This is a genomic window from Microscilla marina ATCC 23134 (assembly GCF_000169175.1).
In the GTDB taxonomy this organism is placed as follows: Bacteria; Bacteroidota; Bacteroidia; order Cytophagales; family Microscillaceae; genus Microscilla; species Microscilla marina.
The window spans coordinates 36910-62704 of the sequence record NZ_AAWS01000015.1; the positions used below are offsets into that span (position 1 = coordinate 36910).

Consider the following 25795-nt stretch of genomic DNA (forward strand, 5'->3'; position numbering starts at 1 on the left):
TTGTTACCCTGCTATTCTATTAAATATTATTCTCAAAGGTTTGTTTTTATGATTCATTCTCAAAAGCTTTATAGTTTATTCATCTGTTTGACGCTTCTTATCCATTCTCAACTCACATTAGCTCAGGGTTTTAATATTCCTGACAATTCCTGTCCCAACACTGACATTACCTTTACCTCGCCCAACCCTGGCGCAAACCGTCATTTTTGGGACTTTTGCCCAGGCGATTTAGTGGAGGCATCGGGCAGCGGTAATATTATTGCTACTGGCCTTAATGGAGTGACCCGCCCGCTTGACATTGCTACAGTCTTTGACGGTACCAACTGGTACTCTTTTATGCCTGACTTTAGAAACGCAGGCGTTGCCAGGGCTTTCTATGGCAACTCGCTCGACAACACTCCTGTCATTACCAACCTCGCTGGCTTTACTGGTTCGCTGAACCAGTCCTGTGGCATAGACATTATCAATGACAATGGCACCTGGTATGGGCTGATTGTAAATTTTGGTAACAACACCTTGACTAAGCTAAACTTTGGCAGTGATTTAGGCAATAACACTCCCGTGGCAACCGTCATCAATTCTGCTGATTTGGATTTCCCCACCCATTTGTCTTTGGTAAAAGATGGGAGCAAGTTTGTGGCTGTAGCCGCCAACTGGAAAAAAAACCTGGTGATATTTGATTTTGGCAACTCTATGGCAAACGCTCCTACCACCTCGGCTACCGCCAACTTATTAAAGACAGGAGCAGGCGACCATGGGGTGTGGGGGTTTGATCTTATCAAAGGAGACGACAATCAATGGTATGGAATTGGGGCAACCACTGGCCCTACCTTTGTTGGCCCGATAAATATCAATTATATAAGTTTTGGTGCTACCATCAACAATACACCCACTATTAAGTTGTTGGATAGCGAAATCGAAGGATGGAGTGACGTTGCCGCAGCAAATGAGGTAGGAGCAGGGTTTGACGTAGAAATAGTGCGGGAAGGCAATCGTTATTATGCCTTGATTCTCACCAACAAGTATGTAGTGTTGAAACTGGACTTGGGCGAAAAAATATCTGATCCAAAAGCTTCAATAACAAACCTGGGAGGGTTTAATGTTTTGGCAAGAACCAATACCCGCGAAACATTTGGTTTTAGTGTAAACAAAGATAAGTCTGACTGGTTCTTGTATGTAGCCAACCAAAGTAGTAATTTAGGCATCGAACCCTTTTTTATAAAAATTAAACTTGATAACCCCACCAATTGTAATAACTCTGTTGAGCAGTCTGTTACCAGCATTAACCCAAGTAACCGTTATATTTTGTCAAGTAAATATTATACAGAGCTAGAGGTGTTCGACGCCAACATGCAATCATTGGGTTATTATATAGATAGTACCAATATAGATGCGAGCGTTATACCACAATTTACTCCAACTAACCTTTGTATAAGTGAAACTACCGTGTTTCAAAACCAAAGTATTGGGTCTGACAGTGATGTCAATAGTTGGGACTGGGATTTTGGAGATGGAACAGTTTCTACCCTCAAAAACCCTTCGCATACTTATACTATACCAGGTACTTATCAGGTAAAACTTACCCCAAAAACTGTGAGTGGCACCTGTGATAATGCCTTGGTAAAAACGATTAAAATAAGGCCTATGCCCAAAGCGGAGTTTCAGGTGGGCAACCACCCGGCTGCTTCTCAAGCAATTAGTTTTACTAATAACAGCATTGTACAAAATGAAAGCAGTAAAACCAGTTACCTCTGGCTGTTTGATGATGGTACTTTTTCTATCAATAAAAATCCTTCGCATACCTATACCAAAGCAGGTGTGTACAATGTGAGCCTTACAGTAACAGATACAACTGGTGGCTGTTCTTCTTTCTTTTCCAAAAGTGTTACTGTAGGAGCAGTGCCAGAGGTAAACTTTGACCTTTCGCAAAAAGCCTGTACCAAAACCCCACTTACATTTGTGAATACAAGTAAAGTAGAAGACAATGTAGGGAGCGAGATAGTGAGCTATCAATGGAATTTTGGCGGGGCTGGTACCTCTACCGAAAAGACCCCCATAGTGACCTTTGATTTTGTGGCTACTTATGAGGTAAGTTTGACTGTCACAACCAATTTGGGAGTGAGCAACACTTTCAAAAAGAGCATTAGTTTTCAAGAGGGTTTGCAAAGCAGTATGCAAATGTCTACTACTACAGGTGATGCTCCTTTGTCGGTGAGTTTTACCAATCAAACCAGTGGGGCATTGAGCTATTTGTGGGATTTTGGGGATGGCAAAACCAGTACAGATGCCAACGCAGCGCATGTATACGATACGCCGGGTATTTATACTGTTACGTTTAGTGCCTATGGAGCAAATGGCTGTAGTATTCCTGTAACCAAACAAGTAATTGTGTCGGCATCCAATACTGTGACTGAAATTGCCTTGACCAACGTAAGGATACAAGATGATAACATATTTATAGAACTTACCAATAACGGCAACACCCCTATTATTTCGTCTAACTTACGGGTAGTACTCAACAACACCGATACACTTACTGGACAATGGAGTGGTGTTTTGAACTCGTTACAATCTACCGAGTACCTGTTTACTTTGCAAACCGGACAAGGTAGTATGGTGTCTCAGGTTTGCGCTTATATTATAGATGTAAACGCCCGACAAGATGCAAAAACACTTGACAACAGTTTTTGTAAAAATACTCTTGATGCACAAGTAACCAATGCCCTGGTGCAAGGGGGGAGCTGTATTATGTTCTTGAAGAATAACGCACAAGTGCCTGTAACAAAACTCAAAATTGTATTAGACTTTGGTAATACCACCCAAGAAACAGTATGGACAGGGCTGTTGAATACAAATGAGCAAACCAACTATATTGTGCCTTTACCCGTGTCAGCCGATGAGTTGGCAAGCAGCCCATTTTTTTGCGCCTCTATATCACAAATAAATGATACTACAGATGCTGTAGCTACTAACAATGTGGCGTGCCAGGAATATGACAGTCAGTTTAAAATATTGGGTATTAACCCTAACCCTGCAGTAGATTACATCAATATAGACTATTTTTTACCTTCGGAACAAAACAACGATGTGGTAAAGTTACAAATAATTAGTAGTCAAGGGGTGTTAATGGGGGAGGTACAGCTGCTAAACTTGATTGCTGGGCGTAATAATTACCGATACGCTACCAACCAATTAGGTACTGGTTTGTATACATTGGTCTTTATTAGAGGGAATGCTAAAATTGTAAAAAAAGTGCTTATCAAATAGTTTTAACTTGTTTACCCATGAGCGAAGTTGTGCTAAGTGTAGAGAATGTGAGTAAATGTTATAAATCTTATGATCAAAGAACATCCTTTCAAGATACCCTAAGGCAGTTTTTTACCTCTAAGAAACAAGTTCAATCGCAGAGTTTTTGGGCGCTAAAGGAGGTCTCTTTTGACCTAAAGCAAGGAGATGTATTGGGTCTTTTGGGTAAAAATGGTGCAGGAAAAAGTACCCTGCTCAAAATACTTGCACAAGTTACTCCTCCTACTACTGGTCAGATCACTTTTTGGGGCAGTATCAATGCTTTGCTTGAGGTAGGTACAGGGTTTCATCCCGACCTTACTGGCAGAGAGAATATTTTTTTGAATGGGGGAATTTTAGGAATGACCAAGGGTGACATACAGCAACAACTTGATCAGATGATAGACTTTGCTGAACTTGCCCAATTTATTGATACCCCTGTAAAGCACTACTCTTCTGGAATGTATATGCGACTGGCTTTTACGGTTGCGATACACTTACGTTTTGATATACTGGTATTGGACGAAATATTGGCAGTGGGCGATGCGGCTTTTCAAAAAAAGTGTATTCAGTACATCAAACAGCATATTAGTCAAGGTAAAAGCGTGATTATATGTAGCCATAATCAAACTCAGTTGGCGCAATTGTGCAACCGGGGGCTGGTGCTCGGCAAGGGCAAGCAGATGTATGAAGGAACCATTCAAAAAAGTCTGCAGTTTTATGCACAAATGCTTTACTCACCTTCGTCATCATCGACACACATTCAAGTAGCCTCAGAGCATATCTCATTGTACAACCACCCCAATAAAACCTATACCAATAGCCAAGGCATGATCAGTGCGGTGTTGTATTGTGACCATCGTGTGTCAGACCAAATGTACAGTGGTTGCCATTTTAAATGCGAGGTACACTTTGAGCATAGCAAACCATTTATTCAGCTTATTTTCGGCTTTGTGGTCAAAAATAGCTTCAACCAAGAGGTATTAGGCGTCAACAATCAACAACAAGGAGTTGTACTCTCGTCAAAAGATCCCCAAAAAGGCACTATTACTATTACTATACCACAGTTATTGCTTTATGGCGATGGTAATTATTCGCTGGATTTATACTTGGGAGATCAACAGCATATATTCGACGTGATTTTAGATGCTTTATCCTTTCGCTTGATACCAACAGATGTATACAAGTCAGGCGTGTTGCCCAAAACGTATTTTAATCACTATTATCAACCCGATTTAACCATAACTTGTGTTTGATGAAAACTGGCAATGAAGCAACTTATCCCCACCCACTTTTATTGGCCATGTTGCCATCAGCTCAACAAGTAGTACCGCTGCTTATACAATTGTTTCAACCCAAATCGGTAGTAGATGTGGGTTGTGGGTTGGGAATATGGTTATCCGTTTTTCAACAAGAAGGGGTGTCGTCAGTGTTGGGAATAGACAACCCAGCGTATATTGACTTGAATCATTCGGTGATTCATCCCAAGGATTTTCTTGCGCATGATCTGCAGCAACCACTGGCAATAAACCAATCGTACGATTTGGTAATGTGTCTTGAAGTTGCCGAGCATTTGCCTGCAAACCAAGCGAATACCCTTGTACAGTCATTGACAAGGTTAGGAGAGATTGTGGTTTTTTCGGCAGCCATTCCTCATCAGGGGGGCATTCATCATGTCAACGAGCAGTGGGCGTCGTATTGGGTGGATTTATTTGCCAAAGCACGTTTCACTCCTGTCAATTGTATCAAGCATAGCCTTTGGGCAAACGACCAGGTAGAGCACTGGTATAAGCAGAACCTGTTGGTGTTTGTAAAAAACGAACGGCTGCAACACGATGCACACCTGCAGCACTTAAAGCAAAACTCACTTTATACGCTCCAGGATGTGGTACATCCAAAAATATGGGAACAAATGATAGCGAACAAAAATGCAGAAATATCATTGTTAAAAGAACATATTGCCTATCTTAAACAAGAAAATACGGGTATTAAGAATGCTTTTAATAACTTAATGAAGGGAGTGAAGAGAAAGCTACCCTTTGTAAAACACAGAAAATAAAATGTTCCAAGCTCTTCTTTAGTCATTTGTAAAACTGAACCCTTCTTTTTATGCTCAAGCATTTTTTTGCTGCCAAACAAAAGCGGTATCGTCAGCATATTTACCAGACTTTTCAAACGTATACAATGGTGCCTCGACAACCCTACCTACATAACCTTGAACTTGCCGAAAGAATCAGGTACTTTGAGGGGGCTATAGTAGAGTGTGGGGTTTGGAAAGGAGGAATGATTGCTGGAATGGCTAAATTATTGGGGCGTCAGCGAGAGTACTTTCTTTTTGATAGTTTTGAAGGTTTGCCCCCCGCAGAACTTATAGATGGTGTGCGAGCCCTGAAATGGCAGGCAACGCCTTCTAACCCTCATTATCATAACAATTGTAAGGCTGACTATGAGGAGGCAGCTAAAGCAATGGAGTTGGCAGGCATTACCAATGCCTATATTTATAAAGGGTGGTTTGATCAAACTCTGGGACAGTACCCTAAAGAACCTATTGCTTTATTAAGGCTTGATGCAGATTGGTATGCTTCTACCTTACTCTGCCTTGAGCACTTGTTTGACTATGTAGTCAATGATGGCATTATCATTATGGACGACTATTATACTTGGGATGGTTGTGCCAGGGCTGTGCATGATTTTTTATCTGCGAGAAGTGCCACCGCGAGAATTTACACCTATAATAACTCGGTTTGCTGGATAAAAAAATGAATTGATCTGGAGGGGATTTTGTAACCCGAAACAACAATTTTTAGGGTTTTAATGATAGATTTGCCCTGACCATAATTATTCAATACTTTTTAATCAATGCACACAGACTCCACCCAAATACTAGTTTCGGTAGTCATGCCTGTATACAATGCAGCACCTTACCTTAAAGACAGCATAGACAGTATTTTGCACCAAACCTATCCTCACTTTGAATTTATCATTGTAAATGATGCTTCGCAAGACGAAAGTCAAGACATTATAACATCATACAATGATCCCAGGATTTGTTTGATTAACAAACCCACCAATACAGGCATTGCAGACGCTATAAACCAAGGGCTTGCGGTAGCCAAGGGTAAATATATTGTACGCATGGATGCGGATGATAAAAGCGTGATTCACCGAATAGCCACCCAGGTGAAATTCATGGAAGACAATCCGCATATAGGTGTGTCAGGGGCATTTATTCATCAATTTAAAACGGTCAAAGGCAAAGATCAGTGGGTAAAGGTGTACAATTATCCTTCAGAACCTGAGGTATGTCGCTTACGAATTTTTACCCGTAGAACTTTTACCTATCATCCCACGGTCATCATCAGGCACCAGCTCTTACAAGAGCACCAACTCAAATATGACCCAACAAAAGACCCCGCCGAAGATGCCAACCTCTGGCATAGAATGACCCCTTTTTGTCAGTTTGGTAATATACCCGAAGTTTTGGTGCATTACAGACTACACGATCAACAAACGTCTACTATTCTCAATCATTTGCTGGTGGAGAATTATACAATAAGTTTTCGGCAACTGATGCAAACCATTTACCCTGATATAACCGAAGAGGAATTTCAATTACATTGCGATTTTTTTTCTCAGCGTGCTTTACAAACTTATCCTCAGGCAAAGTTTCAAACAACTTTAGACTGGTTACAAAAGTTGATCAGCACTAACAGGGAACTCAATGAATACATTTGCCCCCAGGACTTACTTTTGGAAGATATAGCGAAAAAATGGTTTGCTTTCTGCAATCAATACACAACCCAAGGATTTAGCACTTGGCGTTTATACAAAAAAGCTTTCTTTAGAAAGTATTACAATGCGGGAAAAAAAAATACCTTACGTTTTTTGCTTGATTGTATTTTAGCCAAGAAAAGCCACTACTTAGAGCCTGCACAATCATGACAGATCAACCTTTGGTATCGGTGGTAATGCCCGTGTACAATGCCAGTCCTTACCTTGCTCAAAGTATGCAAAGCATACTGAACCAAACGTATGCTAACTTTGAGTTTATCATCATTGATGATGGCTCTACTGATGACAGCTTAAAAGTAATAGAAAAATATACCGACAGGCGCATTCAAGTATACCAACACTCGCAAAATCAAGGAGTAATTACTGCCTTGAATCAAGGGTTTGGTATGGCAAAGGGAAAGTATATAGCTCGAATGGATGCAGATGATTATTGTGAAATAACTCGCATGGAAAAGCAAGTACACCTAATGGAAGCCCAACCTGACACGGATTTGTGTGGTACCTGGGTAGCTTACATCACCCAACATTCAAAAACTATCACCCAACTACCTGTAGAGAGTGAGGCAATCAAAGCTTTTTTACTTTGGGGTAATTCAATCATGCATGCCACTACTATGTTTAGGCGGAGTTTTTTGCTAAAGCATCATCTAAAGTTCGATCAAGGGTTTGTGCATGCCGAAGACTATGATTTATGGACAAGGTGTCTGGCGATTGCCCACTTTATCAATATTCCGGAAGTGCTTTATTATATACGGCAAAACGATCAACAAGTCTCAGTCAGGTTTAAAGCACTTCAGATTAAAAACACCCAACTTATTCATCAATGCCAACTTCAGGCTTTAGGCATCAAACCCACTCCTCAAGAGCTAGACTTGCATTACGCCTGTACCCGTAGTGAGTTATCGCAAAGTGTAGAAACACTTCGGCAGCTTTCAGATTGGTTGCTAAAACTACACCGACAAAATCGGGCAAAGCAAATATACCCTGAACCTGCTTTTACTAACCTGTTGAAATCAATATGGAGTAAACACACCACAGGGCAAACTCATTTAGGCAAACGCTTTTTTCAATTAATTGGGCAAAACCAACTTTCTCTATATCATCAATGGAGCCATTGGCAACGCTTTAGGTTTTGGCTAAAATGTATGCTTAAACTATAGGGGCAATAAAGTGTGAAAAAGAACATCTAAAAATGTGTCTACTATTTCTTCTTTGTTCCCTTAATTGACGACTAAAAATAGCACCAAAGCAATCAAAGATATGACAACCCAAAGGTAATAACTCTGGATATGCCCATTTTGAAAACTACGGCTAATGCGTCCGGTAAACTTTGCCAGGTAAGCCAACAAATGCACAAAACCATCTACAATTGCTTTGTCTATCCAGGCAATGATATGAGCCAGTACTACATAAAACTTGGCCACAAAGTTAACTACACCATCTACTACTTTTTTATCCCATCGGGCTACAGTCCCCGAAAACTTCACAATGCCATTGGTGAAAACCTGGTCATACAAGTCGTCTACAGCAAAACTTTTATGCGATAAACGAAGGGAAAAACGAGCCACAGTATTTTTGTATAACTTATCAATATAAAGCGAGTGATGTGATAGGTGAAACAAAGCCGGAGTACCCAACAGCGCATATTCGGGGTGTACTTTGTGTTTGCGATACAGTGCGTAGGCAAGCCCTAAACCCAAAAAGGCAAGAATGACCGATACTGCAATGGTAAACCCATGTACGTGGTGACTACTGGTGGCGAGCTCAGTAAAAACACTGTCAGCGATGACCTTACTTTTATTGGCAGGCACCAACCATTGCCACAAAGCACCACTTTCGGCATCAAAAGGGTTGAGCGATACCATCAACCATAAGGCACCCAGTGCTAAAACTCCTAAAGGTATTTTCATCTGAAGTGGTACATCTTTCACTTTGGCAAGGGCTCCTTTGGCTTCCTCGAATACTTTTTCAAGTTCCAGGTGGCCAAAAAACACTAAAAACAACTGTCGTCCCATATAAAAAGCAGTAAGAAATGCCGACAAAAAACCAAATAAGGGCAACAAGTACCATACTCCACCTCCTTTGAACGATGCCCAGGCAAGCGAACCACTCAAGATGGCATCTTTTGACAAGAAGCCTGAGAAGAAGGGCAGCCCTGCCAAGGCCGCAGCAGATAATACATAACACATAAAAGTAAAAGGCATGGCTTTGCGCAATCCTCCCATCAAGTACATGTTTTGGGCATCGAAATGTATATTGAGTTTGTGCTCAAGTTGATGCATACTGTGAATAACTGCTCCAGCACATAAAAATAAACAAGCTTTGAAAAATGCGTGGGTCAATAAGTGTAATAAGCTGGCCTCGTAAGCGCCTACTCCCATGCCCATGACCATATAGCCCAATTGCGAAATGGTAGAGTAAGCCAATACTTTTTTGATATCGCTTTGGGCTAGTGCCGAAAATGCCCCAATAAATGCGGTAATACAACCAATGGTGGCAATGACAGACAAAGCCTCTAGGTTCAGTAAAAAGAAAATGCGTGCCAGCAAATATACCCCAGCTGCCACCATGGTAGCTGCGTGAATAAGTGCCGATACTGGGGTAGGTCCTTCCATAGCATCGGGCAGCCATACCTGCAAAGGAAACTGAGCCGATTTGCCTACTGCACCACAAAACAAGCATAAACCAATGATAAGCAAAACCCCCACCGACAAGCTGGCAAATTGAGGACTTTGGGCAATGCTCAATAGGTTGAAATCGCCAAAGTAATTGAAAACCAACAGGATGCCTGCTAAAAAGCCTACATCACCAATGCGATTGACTAAAAATGCTTTTTGACTGGCACGGGTAGCTGATTTCTTTTCGTACCAAAAACCAATGAGCAGATAAGAAGAAACGCCTACCAGTTCCCAAAAAATGTAGATGATGAGTAAATTATGAAAAATGATGATGCCCAACATCGAGAAGGTAAACAAGCCCAAATAGGCAAAATAACGGTTATAGTTTTTGTCGGTTTTCATATATTCCAACGAAAACATGTGCACCAATGCTGATACCAACGTGACCACAATCATCATCAAAGCACTCAAATTGTCAATGTACAAGTCAACCTTAAAACTACGCGTACCCAAACTAAACCAGTAAATGTCTATGTACAACGGCTGACCACCTAATACCTGCCAAGCGGTGACAATTGCCAACACAGTAGTAACAAGCAATACAGCTGTAGCAAAGTGCCCGCCTCCACGTTTGATCTTTTTTTGTCCAGTCAGCAAAACCAAAAAATTGATGAATGGGAGCAGTAATATAAGCAGTGTTAAATAGGTCATGTGTTCAGGGTTAAAGACTTAATCATCAGTCAATTATCCTAATTATTCTTTATACTGTCATAATCAGGCTTTATCACAAAGGGTTGCGCATTAATTCTTTCAATGATAAAACAAAATTATGAAGATTAGTAGTGGTGTTTTGAATAAATTTTACTTGAATCTTGTCGTTTTCACTCAATAAGGTATCGCAACGCAGGGTCACGTCACGTTTATGGGTAATAGTTCCTTCACGGTAGTGCTTGAGAATTTGGTACAAAATCCGATCGTCTTCGGTTTTAGTATGGTCGTTGTTATACAATACCAAGCCTTTAAAAGTCATATAAATGTTTTTATGATCCCCATAGTCCGTGTAATCCAAAAAGTTGAGTAACATGTACATGCGGTTCATTGCACAACGAAACTTTGCCTCTATGCTGTCAAGCGATCGGTTAGTGATAGAAGTTTTCAGTTCAATCAACCATATTTGCAGCCTAAAGGTAGACTCAAATTCCTGTAACAACAAAATAGCTACTTCGGGAGTGCGATGTTTGGTAGATATTCCCTCTATGTCTTGCTCCAGGTGTACCACCAATACTTCGCGCAGGTTTTGTATTTCATCTAACCCTTCTATTTTCAAGGCGTTTAGTTTAGGAGCGCGTTCCAGAGTGCCTCCTTTTATTTGAATGTGCTGGTTGAGCGGCACCTGTTCTATAAACCCTAGTCCCTCGCTGCGCAATGCTACCGGAAACAAGCTTTTGAGCAAGCCATCTTCAGTCTGATGATTAATCAAATATATCTTCTTCATCGTCGGCAAAATCTATGTAATCAGTCAAAATCTTCCCTGTATTGCTCAATTCTCGCGATACACGGTAAAAATCGCGGAAATGAATACCAAAATCAGTAGACTCATTGTCCAGGTTGGTTACTTTGCCCCTTTTGAAGAAGTATACTCCCAAATCTTCCCGCTTTAGACGAATGTCGGGGTCTAGCCTGAGCCCGTTTTGGCGAATAATATCCTTTACGTCTTGCCCTATGCGTTCACGTAAAATATTGAGGTACACATAATTGTTAATATTCTCTACCATCAAAGGGCTGTGGGTGTTAATCAGTACCCGGTTTTGGTGCTCAGTGGCAAACCTAATGAGCAAGTTGCTGAGCTTTACCTGATTGCCAGGATGTAGGTTTTCCTCTGGTTCGTCTATCATCAAAAAATTGTTTTGTTTTTCTGCCCAATACTTTAAGTATAAATACAAGGTAGTGAGTTGGTTAGCCGACGAAGACGCCAGAAACATAGGTAAGTCACGTGACTGTTTGTGTAGCTTAAGCCTAAACTCTACAATACCCAAGCCCTCTACTGTACGCATGACAATATCTCCTCCCAACAATTCGTGTAAGATAAGCATCAAGTCCCGGTAGTGGTTTTTGGGCACCGAGTGGGTATTGAGCTCATACATTTTTTTGAACAAAACATTGGTAGGAGCGGTGTAAGGGCTTTGAAAAGCCTCCATCAAGGTTTTCATAGCTTGCTGTAGTTCTTCAGTGTCTGATTGCAACAAGCGAAACAAACGAGACATTTCAGTCTCCATGCGTTGTTTATCTTCACGCTCCAGCTGAAACAGGTATTTGTAAAAAGCAGGAAAAAAAATCCGGTTGGCTGGCAAAAAAAGAGGTGTTTGACCTACGGTTTGGTGAAACAGTAAACGAGTGATACAATCTACCCATTGCACCGCAGTAGGTATGCCATGTTCAGCCCTGATCACTTCACTCCCCTTGGGCTTGACCATTCTTATCAGCCCTCCTTCACTTGCCAAAGCTGGATAGTGCAAGTCTACCTCTAATGGAATAAGTGCTTCAATTGTATAGCGAAAATTCAGCTGAAGCTGATGATTGCCTATAAACTCTTTGCGCGAGTCGTTGAACACCTCAGGTAGTACCTCTTGTAGAATAAATTCAGCAAACTGATGGGTGACCGCGTCGAGCAGGGTAGGAGTAAGCTGCATTTCTTGGGTGGGTTTTCCCAGCGTAGTTACACTTTTGGTAAAGCGTTGTAGGGTGTCTTCCGAAAAAATACTCCAGATCAATTGTGAAAGGTAAGTTTTGCCGCTATTGTTATAGCCCACAAATACATAGATTTTTTTTGTCAAATCTATTGTGGCTTCTTGTATAGGTCCAAAATTTTGTAGGTGCAGTTTCATAACTTTTTATCATTTGGAAACCAATCTACTTTACTGCTTCAAGTTTTCAAACTTAAACCTAAAAATAACCATGAGTTTTATTTGCCTTGTCGTGGTATGATTTGATAAACAGACAAGGTGAACGAAAAAATGTGCTTGGAAGCAAGCAGGAGGGCGCACTTACAAAAGTTATCCCTTCAGTTCGTTCAAATCATCCAAACGTATGGTTTTGAAACGTTGGTATACTTTTAGAACAATGGCGAGAGCAATGGTAGCTTCTGCTGCGGCTATTACAATTACAAACAAACTAAATACTTGCCCCTGAAGATGGGTAGGGTCATATTGGCTGAAAGCTACTAAATTGATATTGGCAGCATTAAAAATGAGTTCAATCCCCATGAGTACCACTATAGCATTACGTTTGGTAAGCACCAATACCACACCAACACAAAACAAAAAAGCCGCTACATATAAATAGTACTCCAAGGGTATCATAAAACATCAGGGGTTTATTCGTACCAACAAATTTAAAAACTTCTGGAACATACTGCTTACAATACATAAAAAAACATCTCTTAATGCTCAGATTAAGAGATGTTTTTAAATATATAAAATCGTAGTTGGACATTCTGTATATTGCCAAAATGTAGTGATGTTTTGTAGCACTCAGCCTGAGTCCATCACTTACTTAATTCTCACGCTACCATACTTAGACTTAATGGTTACTTTAGATTTGGCATTGCCCTGTCCATACTTTCCTTCGTAGTAGTTGCTATTGGTTTGTTCTATTTGCTTTCTAATCTTCATCTTTTGGCGCAAAGCTGCTTTGAGTTTGCCAAATTTGGTATTCACCTCATAGTCAAACGAAGCCCCTTCGTCAAAGCGAAGCTCCATAGCACTAAACTGTCCGTCAATGTCTATTTTTTTGAAATTTTTATTTACCCGGCTTACTTCAAACCCTTTGGCATACTTCAGCTTAAGCGTACAGTTGTTGTTCAACTCACCAATTTTAAAAGTATCAAAAGATGAACTGCCTGACAGATTGTTTACTTTAGTAATATTGACAGTTCCATACTTGCTCGTGATGTCTAAGTCTTGAATATCTCTGATCTCCATTGTAGAGAAGCTGTTTTTTACCAATAGTTTTTTGCCGTTGTCTAGTTTGAGCGACCCGTAAGCTATTGTCAATTCTCCTTGTTCTACCTGGTCTATGTCGGCAGAACCAAAAGCTACTTTGATTTTTTTGTCTTCTACATTGGTTATTTTGCCGGCTTTAATGCTGCCATAGGCCACATATAAGTCAAGTTCTCCGATATAATCGCCTAAAAATACGCTGCCAAATTTATTTTTTACCTTAAGTTTTATGTTTTTAGGCATTGATATTAAATAGTTGATTTCGAAAGAACGGGTGCCTTTGCGTTTCCAACGACGCGATGAACGAATGCTGGAGATAATACCCGAACGAAAGCTAATTTCATTGCCCTCTACCACATCTACCTTTAGGTTGTCTAGAATATCCTGGGCACGTTCACCGCTTGACGACCGCCCTACCATAGTTACATCTACTTTAATGGTATTGCCATTGTTGGTGTTGATGTGTACCTTTCCATACTTATTGTCTATATTCAAAGCCGTGGTGTTGCTTACAGTATAAGACTTTGAGACTTTCTTAGTTTTTTCTACCTGTGCAAAAGTAGTGGCTGTGTTTAGTACTAAGAAAAGGATCAATATATTAAATGTCCATTTTTTCATTTTTCTTTCCTTTTGTCTTTTTCTTCGCTTTTTCTAAAATCTTAAGTTGTTGGTTCAGAATCTCGATACGAGTCTGTAAATTCAATATCATTGCCTCACTTACTTTATCTTTGCTGGGCACATTGTACAACTCTTTTCTCAAAGCATTGTAAGTAGAGTCCAGTTCAGAAATATCCCCCTTAAATTCTTCTTTTAGTGTTACATCTTCTAAAGAATACTTATCTAATTCCTTCTTTTTTTCCGCAATCAATTCTGTGTAGTAGCTTTCTGCTTCGGCAAGTTCAGGATCTAACTCTTTGAGGTTAAAATCGTCTGCCAAAGTATTTTTTAATATAGTAGAGTCTTCTGTGGTCGCCATATTGTCATGAGTAGAAGCAGGTGTTTGCCCTCCCCAAAATTTCACGCCAATAAAACCAACTAATAGGATAACTGCCGCTGCTGAGGCTATTTTCCAAATAGAACGATAAGACAAAGTAATGACCTTGCCTGTATAGTCGTTGTCCAGTGCTCCCGAAACCTGTTGCCAAATTTCGGCAGGTGGTTCAAACATATTGAATTCGTCCCTGGTTTTTGTAACAAACTGCTCTAGTAGTTCATCTGTTGTGGTTTGATGATGGCTTGGCGACGATTGGGTTGGTTCAGTCAAAACTGGGTCACTGATTTCTTCCGCAATTTTTTGCCATACTTCCAACGATGGTTCAAATACATCAAATTCATCTTGACGCTCCATTACAAAGCCTTCAAGTTGAGCATCTTCTTGGTCACGCTCGGTTGAGACATTGTCTAATGCTCCAGCAATGCGTTGCCAGGCTTCGGTGGGTGGTTCAAACAGATCTAAGTCTGACTGGTTTTGGCTGATAAAAGTCTCTAATGTATGCATATCAGAGCCATCCTCCTCTTCGTCAAGGGCTATAGGGGCATCGTTGTCCAGTTCCTCTGCGATGCGTTGCCACATTTCAGCGGGTGGTTCAAACACCTCCAGCGCCTTACGGTGTTGGGTGATGAAATCTTCTAATATTTTATCATTCAGACGAGTCATATCAATACATTTTCTCTAATGATACTTAACAATCGTTTTTTTGCCCGATTGTATTGTGATTTGGATGTTGATTCTGAAATACCCAGTACTTCCGAGATTTCGCGGTGATCGTAGCCTTCCAGCAAGTACAAAGTCAGAACCACTCTAAACCCATCGGGGAGTTGTTGAATGGCACGGTGTACCTGTTTTACCTGAAGCTTAAGCTCCATCTCATCTTCTTTAGTGGTACGGGGTGGTTCTTCACCAAAATCCATATTATCTACCGACACAAAGTCGGCTTTACGTTTTTTGACATGATTAATAGACTTATTAATCACAATTCGTTTGAGCCAGGCTCCAAAAGTAGCATCACCTTTAAATGTATCTAACTTTCGGAAAGCATCCACGAAAGCTTCTTGCAACACATCTTCTGCTTCTGCATAATCATTGGTAATGCGCATGCATATATTAAACATGGCTTTTGAGTAAAGCTTGTATAATTCATATTGTGCCTTACGGTCACCTCGCTTACAAGATTCCACCAGTTTTTGGTGTATATCAGTATATCCTTTCTTCAAGACTTTTTGCTTTAAAGCTGCTCTTTGTAGCACATCTCTTACATTTATAGGTTCGGTGTAAAGACCCTCGTAATAGTCAAGGGTTGCATGCATTCTCAAAAAAAGCCAACTTTTTTCGAAAAATAACACTTTGTATTTCCACCTCCCAGGTAGAGCGTGTTTACAGGTTGAGCTACAAGTAATTAACTAATGTAAAACTTTGTTATCATTAAAGGTACAATGCTTGACCCTGTGGCCTTTAGTTGATATTTTAATCCAATTTAAATAAAATTTTAGTTTTTTGATGAATGCAGTAGAGTTTCTGCTTGTAGATAAAGCCAGTGTTGCCTATAAATTGATTAAATACTCGTTCAGGTTTTCGTCTGAAAGGTTCAGCTTTTTACGCAGTCTAAAACGTGCTTTGTTGGCACTTTCGGTAGTTATATTAAGAATAGATGCCAACTCTTTAGTATTAAAGTTAAGTCGTAATAAAGCACACAACTTCATTTCGTTGGGGGTAAGCTCAGGAAACAATTCTTTGAGGTTTCGATAAAACTTAGGGTGCGCTATTTCAAACGTTTGCCTAAATTTTTCCCATTCTTTGTGTTCAGCCGATTCTTTCTTAATGGTCTTGCTAAGGCTCTTGAGTTTGCCTTGGGCAGTAGGGTTGCACTCTTGCGATATTAGTTTGATTTTATGTTCTAGCTCGCCCAAAAACTGACGTTTTTGTACCAAGTACAAGGTTTGTTTGGTTAACTCATGGTTTTTGTGTTCCAAGGTTTCTTTGAGTTGTTGTTGGATTGCTTGGTCAGCACGCAGTTGTTCTTGTAATACTTGTTCTTCTATCTCTTTGCGTTGCAAGCGCTCCTGCAACAACACCCGTTCAGTTTCTTTAAGTTGATTGAGTTTTTTTTGGTTACTACGTTGCCAAAAAATCAACCAAGTAACTGCTATGCTTGCTAGTGTAAATCCTCCAATAAGGCTCCAAATCAGCAGTTGATCATAACGGGCATTTTGTGCCATAATCTCTGCTTTTTTACTTTGTTTTTGCGCCTCTTTTTCTTTATCTGCCAAATCATATTTGATACGCAAGACCTCCAGTTGTTTGTTTTTTTTAAGGTTATTGCTACTGTCTTTCAATACGCTATATTGACGGTAATAATGAAGAGCCAATTGATAGTTTTGTCTAACAGAGTCAAGTCTATATAAATTCAAAAATATACGTTGAGAAATATCTTTGGCGTTTACCCCCTTGGCTAGTTTTTGGGCTATTTTTAGGTGTTTTTGTACAGCCTCATAGTCTTTCATTTTAAAGCGCACTTCGGCGATTGCATTAGTTACCTTAGCCAGGTGTCGTTTATCTTGAATTTTTTTGAAAAGGGCATAAGCTTCTTCATACAGCGTAAGTGCCTTTTCATAACGTTTTTTAGCCTCCCACACTTCTCCCATATCTGCCAATGCAATGGCTTGCTGTTTTTCTAATCCTTGTTGTTTATAATACTTTTGCTCCTCAAGAAACTTACTAATGGCGCTGTCATAATTACCCATTTTGAACTCTACATAGGCAATATTACCCTTGAGCTGTTGCTCTATCATCTTGTTGTGAGTTTCTTGCGCTATTTTCATCCCCTTTTGATAAGTATTAAAGGCTTGTTTATATTTTTTTGTGAACAAATAAACATTTCCAATATTCATGAGCGAAAGCGCCATTCCATCTTTATCTCCTGCCTCTTCATCGAACTTCAAGGCTTTTTGATACAACTTAAGTGCTTCTGTATATTCTGCCTGTTTCTCATAGATAATGGCTTGATTGTTATATAAATACCCCTCCATTTTTGTGTTTTTCAGCATTTTAGCCAGCTTCAAGCCCTTTTTAACATGTGTAAACGCACGCCCTACATTTCCCAAAACTCTTTCTATCTGACTTAGGTTAATGTGCAAAGCCATTTGGCGTGCTTCGTTGCCCAATGCTTTGTAGGTAGCAAGGGCTTGTTGATAATACTTTACTGCTTTGGGGAGCTTGCCTAGCACATCGTAAGAATACCCTAACCCATTGTGTATATCTGCACTAGCTTGTTTTTTTTGATCACTAGTAGACGTTTTTGTGTTGATTTTTAATGCTTTTTGATAATGCCGAATGGCTTCTTGTTCGTTGTTCTGATCGCTTGCTCTTATACCCATCAAGTAATAAGCTTGTACTTGCCCTGTTACATTATTTTGTGCTTGAAATAAAGCCAACGCATCAGCAATATTTTGTTTAGATTTGCCAAACCTTTTGAGCCTGTTTTGCAGAGAAGCAAGCGTGAGTTTGCAATAGGCAAGCTGAGTACTGAGGGCGTTTTGTTTTGCCAATGCTATAGCCTTATTGATGTAGTCAAGCCCTTGTTTTGCATCTGTTGGTTGCAGTTTTTGGGCTATGGCATCCAGTAGTTGTACCTCTTCTTTGGGGGCATCCGCTTTTAGCAGTAGGCGTTGTAAACTATCAATGTTGGAGTTTTGGGCATACCCAGTTACTGAGCACCAAAACAACCCTAAACAATATACTGTAATAAAAATTCTCATAGAGCGGCTATTTTGTTCATGAGTGTTCAACTGAATTTGAGTGAAGAATGCTTCTGATCATTTATTATTTTGGAAGGAAGGCTTATATAATAATGCTTTTGGTTTTTTTGCCAAATCAAATCTTGAAATATTTTCTCAAATAAAATGCTAAAAAACGAGGCTATCAAATTATAAAACAATGGTTAATTAGAGTTTAAATATTAGATAAATTATATTTTTGAATAAACCTGATTGAGCTACTATACAGGTATTTTATATAGACCAATACGGGATACTTGATAGATATTACCTATGAAATAGTAAGTGAGTTTTTTGTAAAAAACTTTTAATCAGTGTCTTATGTGTGACTCTTTAAAGCATTATGAAGACCATAGCTTGCATTGAATTTTTGATCTAATAATGCTATAAACCTTCCTGGAAATTTAGTGAAATTATTTTTTTGCTTGATATGTTTACATTTCCCTTTCTTTAATAAAGAATTGATTATCAGTACTTTATTTTTAGTCTAATGCATTGCACAAGAGCAAAGTGTTTACTCAATTGCCAATATCCCTTTCATGATGTTTACTTTTTGTTCACCTCCCTTTTTTGCCTCTATTGAGTTTCACCTCTTATCATTGCATCAGCTCCAAGACAATTATCAAATCATTGTCAGAGCGTATTTTTTCAAACATTAATTACAAAGTAATGAAAAAAAAATTGTTAGCGGAGGGGTAGTAGCCTTGGTAATGGGGAGTTGTACTAAAACAGAAAAGGCATGCCCAACTGTAGAACCTTCAAACCAATATAGCCAATCGGATGCCTACTACTAAAATCATTTATGGTACTTCTGGATAAGATTTTTTACAAGGTACCCCAGCTTCTGAGCAAATTATTGCCTACACCAACAACGACAAGTATATGCCAATGGAGGCGATGACAAGCTATATGGAGGTTTGGGCAATGATGACCTGTATGAGAGAAAGAAAATGACGAACAGTAGCGATAAACTCTACGGGGACAAAGGCAACGACAAACTGTATCGTGGAGCAGGCAATGATAAATATTACTATGTTTTGTATGGTGGTTATGATGTTATTGAAGATGCCAACGGTGCCGATTTGATCTACTTGCAAAGTATTGCTAAAAATCAATCAGTAAGCTTATAGAGGAAACAATGTGATATTGAGTGTCTCTTCGGGCAGAGTAACCATACAAAATGGTAGCATAGAGACAGTAAAGTAGTAAGTATTGCTAATAGCAATACGTGCTCAATATGCTGATGACAACTGGCGATCTCTGCCTGACGAAGCCAATGGGCATGCAGGTGTTGCCTGTGCTGCTTTTGTAAGTGTTACCCTCCACAAGTTTGGTTATAATGTTTGGGCTACCGTAACCAATGGCACTGCTACTGAAGATTCTTGGGGCATTACCCTCAAATATCAATTAACCAAAAATGGTTACAAACAATCTTTTAATACTGCTTACCTACGGAAAGATGATATCCGCTTTACCATAGATAAATGGTTTAGCTACAACAATGGTGGTAATTATTACCCTATGTATTGCTATTTCTTTTTGGAGTGGGTAACTCCAGGAAAAACAAACTATACCTGGGTGGTAAACAACCAAGGGAAGCGCCACTAACGCAACCTCACCGTGAGCGAAAGCCATGACAAGTTTCAATATTTTATGTACAAAGAAATTATAAGTAGAAACAAGCAGTGAATGATAAGCTATAAGTAAGATTAATTGGCTCATTATAAATTAATTATATTCTTACTATTTAGATGGGTTTAACGCTGTATTGCTACTACCGACTATTTAATCACAAATTCTTATGAAAAAGATTTACATGTTATTCATTTTTGCGGCAACACTTATGACTTATGGCTGCAAAAAAACAGAAAAAACAGACCCCAAACCTGAGACAAAGCAATTAACAACCACTACTAAAAGCCGCATGACTACTACACGTACAGTATATGGCACCTCTGGACAAGATTTTTTGCAAGGTACTTCCGCTTCTGAGCAAATCATTGCCTATGCCAGCAACGATCAAGTATATGCCAATGGAGGCGATGACGTGATTTACGGAGGTAAGGGCGATGATTACCTCCAAGGAAACGATGGCTCTGACATAGTAAAGGGTGATCAAGGCAATGACAAGCTATATGGAGGTTCGGGCAATGATGACCTATATGGGGGGAAAGAAAATGATGACTTGTATGGACAAGACGGTAGCGATAAACTTTATGGAGACAAAGGCAATGATAAGCTGTATGGAGGAGCAGGCAATGATAAATATTACTATGCTTTGTATGGTGGGTATGATGTTATTGACGATGCCAGCGGTGCCGATGTGCTCTACTTACAAAGTATTGCTAAAAGTCAAGTATCGGTGAGCTATAGCGGAAGCAATGTGATATTGAATGTCCCTTCGGGCAGAGTAACCATAAAAAATGGTAGCGTAGAGACTGTATACGCCAATGGGCAGATAGTAAGCATTAACAGTGGTACACCCAAGCCTACCATTGGTTCTTTTTTTTACACCACCACTCCTTTAGTTGTTAATAGTAACGAGACTTTATCAGTGCAACTGACCGAAAACACTAAGACCTCAATGAATCGTAGCTATTATGTAGAGATAGAAATTAACCGAAGCGCTGGCAATTGGGTTGTAGCAAGCAGCAATATAGCTATAGGAGCAGGCAAAACTACTACTACAAAGAACTTTAGCATGAAGTTTAACCAAAGTGGGCAAATATATACTACCGTTAAAGTATATAACGCCAACAAAACTAGCTTGTTGGTGAGCAGAAGAGGAAGCAACCTCAATAATGTGCAGAGCGGTGGGGGAGGAGGCACTTCAGGTGTACCCTATTACTGGCAACTCAACAATAGCGTATATCCTTATTCCTCTTGTCAAAATACTGCGATTGCGATGGTTATCAATTTTTATGGCGGCAATACTACTCCCGATCAAATTACCAACCATTATGGTAAAAGACAAGCCCAAACAGTACCTGGATTTCAATCAGTGTTTAATTCTGAAGCTGCACATTTTGGGCTAAGAGTGCGAGACAGAGGGACTCAATATGGCTCTATGTCTAAACTCAATCAATTGTTGGCACAGGGCAAACCAGTAATGGCGCACGGTTATACTACTAGCTATGGGCATTTGGTGGTGTTCTTAGCTTTTGATGGTACCTACTACACTGTACATGACCCTTATGGTAAGTGGGATGGCAAATATGGTAGCTCGGGTTATTACAAAACTGCCACTGCTGGTAAGTTTGTCAAGTACCATAAAGATGATGTAAAAGCAGCTTTTGCCCCAGATGGTTATATATGGTTGCATGAGATATATTTTCAATAAATAAATCACCATTGCATAAGTATCAATATCCCCTCAAATATTGTCAGAGGGGATATTTTTTTTAGGTAAAATATCAGGTTTGAAAATAAATAGTGGCTCCCTACATTCCAAATCTGTAGCTTGTGGTGATGAGCCCCAACGTAGTTGCTGTGTACAATATCAAATATTTATTTTAACACATCTTTGAGAGAATTGTCCTTGTCAAATACGCTTTTGGCATAAGGGCACAAGGGCATAATCTTAATCCCCTTGTTACGTGCCATTGCTACCAAAGCATCCAGCAATTGGCGTCCTATATTTTGCCCCCTCAAGCTTTGATCTACCTCAGTATGGTCAATAATAATTAAATCATTGCCTGCTTTTGAGTAAGTCATGGCAGCCAAAGGCTTGGCATTGGTACCAATATATGCTTTGCCTTTGTTGTTTTCTTCGGTGATATGTACCTGGTATGTTTCCATTGAGTTGTACAGTGTTTGATTGATTGTTTATCGTTCTAAGTGTTCCCTGTCCCAGTTACCAGTATTGGCTGCCGCTTCATAGGTAGATTGTAAAAAGTCCAGCAGGGTTTTTTCTGGATTTTCAGCAGTGCGTACCGCCTCATAAGGCAAGAAAAACTCGCCCATATCCTCACTCCAAAATGCTTCCTGGGGCTTCACTTGTTGCTTACCGTAGTTGGCTGGCGAAGGGTAACTATAGGCATAAAACATAGGTTGAGGAAAATTATCGGCTCCTGGCCAAAAGCCACAACTACTCACCTCCTGCGAATAAGCCTCTTGCATAACTTCTTTAGGCATGTTGGGGGCTTGCCCATGATGCAAAGGAGCTGCTCTTCCCGAAAAACGAGTCAAGGCAATGTCAAACGCTCCCCAGAAAAAATGTACTGGGCTACATTTGCCGACAAAATCACTCCTAAACCTGGAAAATACATTGGATACGCTTACCGACAATTGCCAAAAGTTGACTACTTGTTGTTGGTTGTATGATTTATCCTGTACATTTTCTGCAAATGGGGTGTTGTGTTCCAGTTCGTTGGGGCGCCCGTGTATTTTTATGTCAATACCCAGCCCTTGCAGTTTATCAAATAGTTCTTTGTAAAAATCAGCTACTGTCATGGGGCGCAATGCCATTACCACATTTTGCTCAAAAGTAGAAGAGATGATCAACTGGTGGTTTTCAAAATCAAACTCGATCTCGTAAATGCCATTGCCATAAGGCATGCTGCCAGTGGTGAGCCCTCGTGCTGTAATGTATAAAGCAGTGTGCCAAGAGTGGTTTTGCCAAGGCATACTTACCAGCCTTATTTTACCCACAATTTGGGTCCATTGATGCACAGTTTTTAACGTATCTTTCCAAGTATTGTACTCTAGAGCAGGCCAAGGACTGCCACAAGATGAAATGTGTGTTTGTTTTGTCATTATCATAAGCGATTTTGATGTATGTGAATTCGGTATTTTGTATCTGTTTACAGTAAAAAACAATAACTTTCCACCAGTTAACTAGCCAATTGCAATATTTTTTTGATAAAAAGTTAATTATTTTCCGTATACCTGTTTTTCTGTCGATAAACCCCTCTGTGGTGCCCTGTTGATAGTTATGTTTACTTTTTTAAAAGTTGTTTACTTCACTTGTACCCTTTTTGTATACCCTGGAAAATTTGATTATTCAATTATTTTCCAGAACATTGTGTCAAGTTTATATTACACATCAATATTATATTTTATACAATGAAAAAATTATCGTTAATCGTTTTAAGTTTTTTGCTGTTTACAGCCTGCTCAACAAATAAAGAAAATTTAACTCCTACTACCAACACTGCTTCTATCTCTGAAGGTATGAGCGTAGAACAAGCTTTCCCAAATCAAAAAGGGCAAGTTCAAAAAGGATACTTAGGCATTCGTCCAGTTTCTTATCAAGTCATCAAAGGACAGTATATTGCCGAAGGTGACATCATCCTTAATAAGAAACATGTGGGTAGCACTCCTAAGAAATTAGATGGTTTGCAAAGCGAAAGCGTAGGGCGTACTTCTGGACGCTGGCCAAACAACACTGTGTATTACACCATAGACGGCAACTTGCCTAACCAATCTCGGGTAACCGATGCCATAGCCCACTGGGAAGCTAAAACAAGCCTTCGTTTTATTCAAAGAACCAACCAATCTAACTATATCACTTTTCGTGTAGGTGGTGGGTGTTCCTCAAATGTAGGTATGCAAGGTGGTCGTCAATACATCAACTTGGCTTCTGGTTGCTCTACTGGTAATACCATCCACGAAATTGGTCATGCTGTAGGTTTGTGGCACGAACACACCCGCGCTGACCGTGATAGCTATATTACTGTTTATTTTGATAGAATCAAGTCAGGGTATGAGAACAACTTCCGAACTTACCAGCAGACAGGAGCTGATGGACAAGAGTATACCAATACTTTAGACTTTGGTTCGGTAATGATGTATTCTTCTTTTGGATTTTCAAACAATGGACAACCTACCATTACCAAAAAAGACGGAAGCACTTTTGATGTACAACGCAATGGTCTTTCTAGTGCCGATGTAGACGGGATCAATCAAATGTATCCAGGTACTGATGGAAACCCTGGTACTCCAACTTACCAAAACGGACAATACTATACCATCGATGGTTTGAGAGTGTACCGTTATAATAACCTTTGGTACTACTATAGCTCAGGCTGGCGTCAAGTAGTAAACGTGAATGGTAGCTGGTACTACGCCTAAACAATAAGCAATAAGCAAATAATACCTTACCCAAAGCAAAACCCTTGAATTCGTTCCACGAATCAAGGGTTTTATTTATTAGTGCATCATCAAGAGATCATCAGTTCGACAAACAAAACCTGCCCAAACATTGAGTTCAGCGCAGGTTTTTATTTTTACGAGCATCAAATAAGAGGGTCAATCAACTTTAATATCCCTTGTTTTATCCTTTGCTGATTCTTTTTTTGAAATAATTACCCTCAAAAGTCCCGCATCATACTTCGCTTCTATACTGTCCAGGTCGGCTGTTTCGGGTAAATTATATTTGCGTGAAAATTTAGCGTAGCCAAACTCCTTGTAGTGATACGTTTCTCCTTCTACTTTTTGGGTTTCAATGTCCAACGACACCTTGAGTTCGCGCTCGTCCAGGTGGATCTTGAAATCATCTTTTTTATAGCCGGGTACGGCAAGCTCCAAGCGGTAACTATCGGCCGTTTCTATAATGTTCATGGGAGGAACCCGGTCATAAAACTCCATGTTTTCTTCTGCCTTCTTGCGAAACTCCTGTGAAACACTGTCAAATTCTTTTTTAATTTCTTTGCCAAATTTTACAAACTCTTTGCGGAGATCTTCAAAGTCGTTTCCAAATAAATCGGAAAACTTCTTTTTATAATCGTCTTTATTGTGTTTGTTATGCATGGTTTTATCGAGGTTAATGGTTAAATGAAAAAGTATATAATTGGCTATACAATATAAAAGCCAAAACTTTTTTACTGCCTTTATGACTTTTTGTGAGATTTATTAGTTGAAAATATCGATAAAATCAAGAGAAATGCTTAGTAAGTCAGTCAAATTGGCAGTAATATTTGCAGATACCATTATCCTTGTTTTAGTGCATCGGCCAGTTTACGTACCTTATCTTCTACCTCTTTGGCATCTTCGCTTACTTTTATCTGAAGCAACTCCTTGTCCAGTCCGGTAATAATCGACTCAAGGTTTTCTACCCTGTTTTTAAGGTTCTCATTTTCATTCATTACATGTGACAACATCTTTCTTTCCTCGCCACTTAGTTGATCGCCCGCCTTTAGCTTTTGAGCGCGGTAAAAATAATGCCCGGCAATGGCAGTGATAGGAACAAGAAAAACCATTACTTCGGGGCGGAAAATAGCACTAATCAAATCCATAATATTTTGAGCTAAAGTTATATGAGTTATTAAATTTAAAAGGTAGCTGGTATAACCAAATACCTTTTTACACAAAGTTACGAAAAAAAAGAAT

22 protein-coding genes and 1 pseudogene are annotated in these 25795 nt (G+C 39.6%); 11 read left to right on the forward strand and 12 right to left on the reverse strand.

Going from position 1 to position 25795, the window contains the following annotated elements; translation table 11 throughout:
• The first annotated feature begins 48 nt into the window (after positions 1-48).
• The 6 genes from M23134_RS15475 to M23134_RS38275 all read left to right on the forward strand — a co-directional run bounded on the left by M23134_RS15475 (position 49) and on the right by M23134_RS38275 (position 8237).
• Positions 49-3267, forward strand: a complete 3219-nt coding sequence (locus M23134_RS15475; protein ID WP_082226582.1) for a PKD domain-containing protein — start codon at positions 49-51, stop codon at positions 3265-3267.
• Positions 3268-3284: 17 nt separating this feature from the next.
• A complete protein-coding gene (locus tag M23134_RS38265) occupies positions 3285-4541 on the forward strand; it encodes an ABC transporter ATP-binding protein (protein ID WP_002697735.1) in 1257 nt (418 codons plus the stop codon).
• On the forward strand, positions 4541-5344 hold the full coding sequence (locus M23134_RS15485; RefSeq protein WP_002697737.1) for a class I SAM-dependent methyltransferase: 804 nt from the start codon (positions 4541-4543) through the stop codon (positions 5342-5344). The genes M23134_RS38265 and M23134_RS15485 overlap by 1 nt, the downstream gene beginning before the upstream one ends.
• 50 nt (positions 5345-5394) lie before the next feature.
• Positions 5395-6048, forward strand: a complete 654-nt coding sequence (locus M23134_RS15490) for a TylF/MycF/NovP-related O-methyltransferase (protein ID WP_002697739.1) — start codon at positions 5395-5397, stop codon at positions 6046-6048.
• A 96-nt stretch (positions 6049-6144) separates the two neighbouring features.
• Positions 6145-7227, forward strand: coding sequence for a glycosyltransferase family 2 protein (locus tag M23134_RS38270; protein ID WP_002697742.1), 1083 nt, complete (start codon positions 6145-6147; stop codon positions 7225-7227).
• A complete protein-coding gene (locus M23134_RS38275) occupies positions 7224-8237 on the forward strand; it encodes a glycosyltransferase family 2 protein (RefSeq protein WP_002697743.1) in 1014 nt (337 codons plus the stop codon). The genes M23134_RS38270 and M23134_RS38275 overlap by 4 nt, the downstream gene beginning before the upstream one ends.
• Before the next feature lie 60 nt (positions 8238-8297).
• On the opposite strand, the gene nuoL is transcribed toward M23134_RS38275, so the two are convergent.
• The 8 genes from nuoL to M23134_RS15540 form a co-directional block, all read right to left on the reverse strand.
• A complete protein-coding gene (gene nuoL / locus M23134_RS15505) occupies positions 8298-10406 on the reverse strand; it encodes an NADH-quinone oxidoreductase subunit L (protein WP_002697744.1) in 2109 nt (702 codons plus the stop codon).
• Between the two features lie 73 nt (positions 10407-10479).
• Positions 10480-11190, reverse strand: a complete 711-nt coding sequence (locus M23134_RS15510) for a hypothetical protein (protein ID WP_045113677.1) — start codon at positions 11188-11190, stop codon at positions 10480-10482.
• The gene (locus M23134_RS15515) at positions 11168-12580 is read right to left on the reverse strand and encodes an AAA family ATPase (protein ID WP_002697750.1); all 1413 of its coding nucleotides are present in this window, start codon (positions 12578-12580) and stop codon (positions 11168-11170) included. Before M23134_RS15515 ends, M23134_RS15510 begins: the two co-directional genes overlap by 23 nt.
• Positions 12581-12748: 168 nt before the next feature.
• Entirely contained in the window at positions 12749-13054 is a 306-nt protein-coding gene (nuoK, locus tag M23134_RS15520) for an NADH-quinone oxidoreductase subunit NuoK (protein WP_002697752.1), read from the reverse strand.
• Between the two features lie 189 nt (positions 13055-13243).
• Positions 13244-14311 (reverse strand): hypothetical protein, encoded by a 1068-nt coding sequence (locus M23134_RS15525; RefSeq protein ID WP_002697754.1) that lies wholly within the window; start codon positions 14309-14311, stop codon positions 13244-13246.
• The gene (locus tag M23134_RS15530; protein WP_002697755.1) at positions 14292-15350 is read right to left on the reverse strand and encodes a hypothetical protein; all 1059 of its coding nucleotides are present in this window, start codon (positions 15348-15350) and stop codon (positions 14292-14294) included. Before M23134_RS15530 ends, M23134_RS15525 begins: the two co-directional genes overlap by 20 nt.
• On the reverse strand, positions 15347-15907 hold the full coding sequence (locus M23134_RS15535; protein WP_232296809.1) for an RNA polymerase sigma factor: 561 nt from the start codon (positions 15905-15907) through the stop codon (positions 15347-15349). The genes M23134_RS15530 and M23134_RS15535 overlap by 4 nt, the downstream gene beginning before the upstream one ends.
• Before the next feature lie 327 nt (positions 15908-16234).
• Positions 16235-18448 carry a tetratricopeptide repeat protein gene (locus M23134_RS15540; RefSeq protein ID WP_002697759.1) on the reverse strand — a complete coding sequence of 738 codons (2214 nt, stop codon included), beginning with the start codon at positions 18446-18448 and terminating at the stop codon, positions 16235-16237.
• A gap of 896 nt (positions 18449-19344) precedes the next feature.
• Here M23134_RS15540 and M23134_RS42730 point away from each other — a divergent pair.
• From M23134_RS42730 to M23134_RS38280, 4 genes and pseudogenes are all read left to right on the forward strand, one after another.
• Positions 19345-19401 (forward strand): annotated as a pseudogene (locus M23134_RS42730) (hypothetical protein); the annotation flags it as partial.
• Positions 19402-19416: 15 nt separating this feature from the next.
• Positions 19417-19596 (forward strand): calcium-binding protein, encoded by a 180-nt coding sequence (locus M23134_RS15545; RefSeq protein ID WP_045113678.1) that lies wholly within the window; start codon positions 19417-19419, stop codon positions 19594-19596.
• An 82-nt stretch (positions 19597-19678) separates the two neighbouring features.
• Entirely contained in the window at positions 19679-20074 is a 396-nt protein-coding gene (locus M23134_RS15550; protein WP_002697765.1) for a hypothetical protein, read from the forward strand.
• A gap of 193 nt (positions 20075-20267) precedes the next feature.
• The gene (locus tag M23134_RS38280; RefSeq protein ID WP_082226583.1) at positions 20268-21806 is read left to right on the forward strand and encodes a C39 family peptidase; all 1539 of its coding nucleotides are present in this window, start codon (positions 20268-20270) and stop codon (positions 21804-21806) included.
• Positions 21807-21973: 167 nt separating this feature from the next.
• Here M23134_RS38280 and M23134_RS15560 read toward each other — a convergent pair whose 3' ends face one another.
• Complete coding sequence (locus M23134_RS15560) at positions 21974-22264, reverse strand: GNAT family N-acetyltransferase (RefSeq protein ID WP_002697768.1); 291 nt, start codon at positions 22262-22264, stop codon at positions 21974-21976.
• 27 nt (positions 22265-22291) lie between these two features.
• Positions 22292-23221, reverse strand: coding sequence for a DUF5996 family protein (locus tag M23134_RS15565; protein WP_002697769.1), 930 nt, complete (start codon positions 23219-23221; stop codon positions 22292-22294).
• Between the two features lie 309 nt (positions 23222-23530).
• On the opposite strand from M23134_RS15565, the gene M23134_RS15570 reads away from it, so the two are divergent.
• Complete coding sequence (locus M23134_RS15570; RefSeq protein ID WP_002697771.1) at positions 23531-24538, forward strand: M12 family metallopeptidase; 1008 nt, start codon at positions 23531-23533, stop codon at positions 24536-24538.
• 177 nt (positions 24539-24715) lie between these two features.
• Here the strand turns inward: M23134_RS15570 and M23134_RS15575 are convergent, their stop codons facing one another.
• Together M23134_RS15575 and M23134_RS15580 are read right to left on the reverse strand one after the other, a co-directional pair.
• Complete coding sequence (locus M23134_RS15575) at positions 24716-25216, reverse strand: Hsp20/alpha crystallin family protein (protein ID WP_002697773.1); 501 nt, start codon at positions 25214-25216, stop codon at positions 24716-24718.
• A 179-nt stretch (positions 25217-25395) separates the two neighbouring features.
• A complete protein-coding gene (locus M23134_RS15580) occupies positions 25396-25701 on the reverse strand; it encodes a hypothetical protein (protein ID WP_002697775.1) in 306 nt (101 codons plus the stop codon).
• Positions 25702-25795 lie beyond the last annotated feature (94 nt).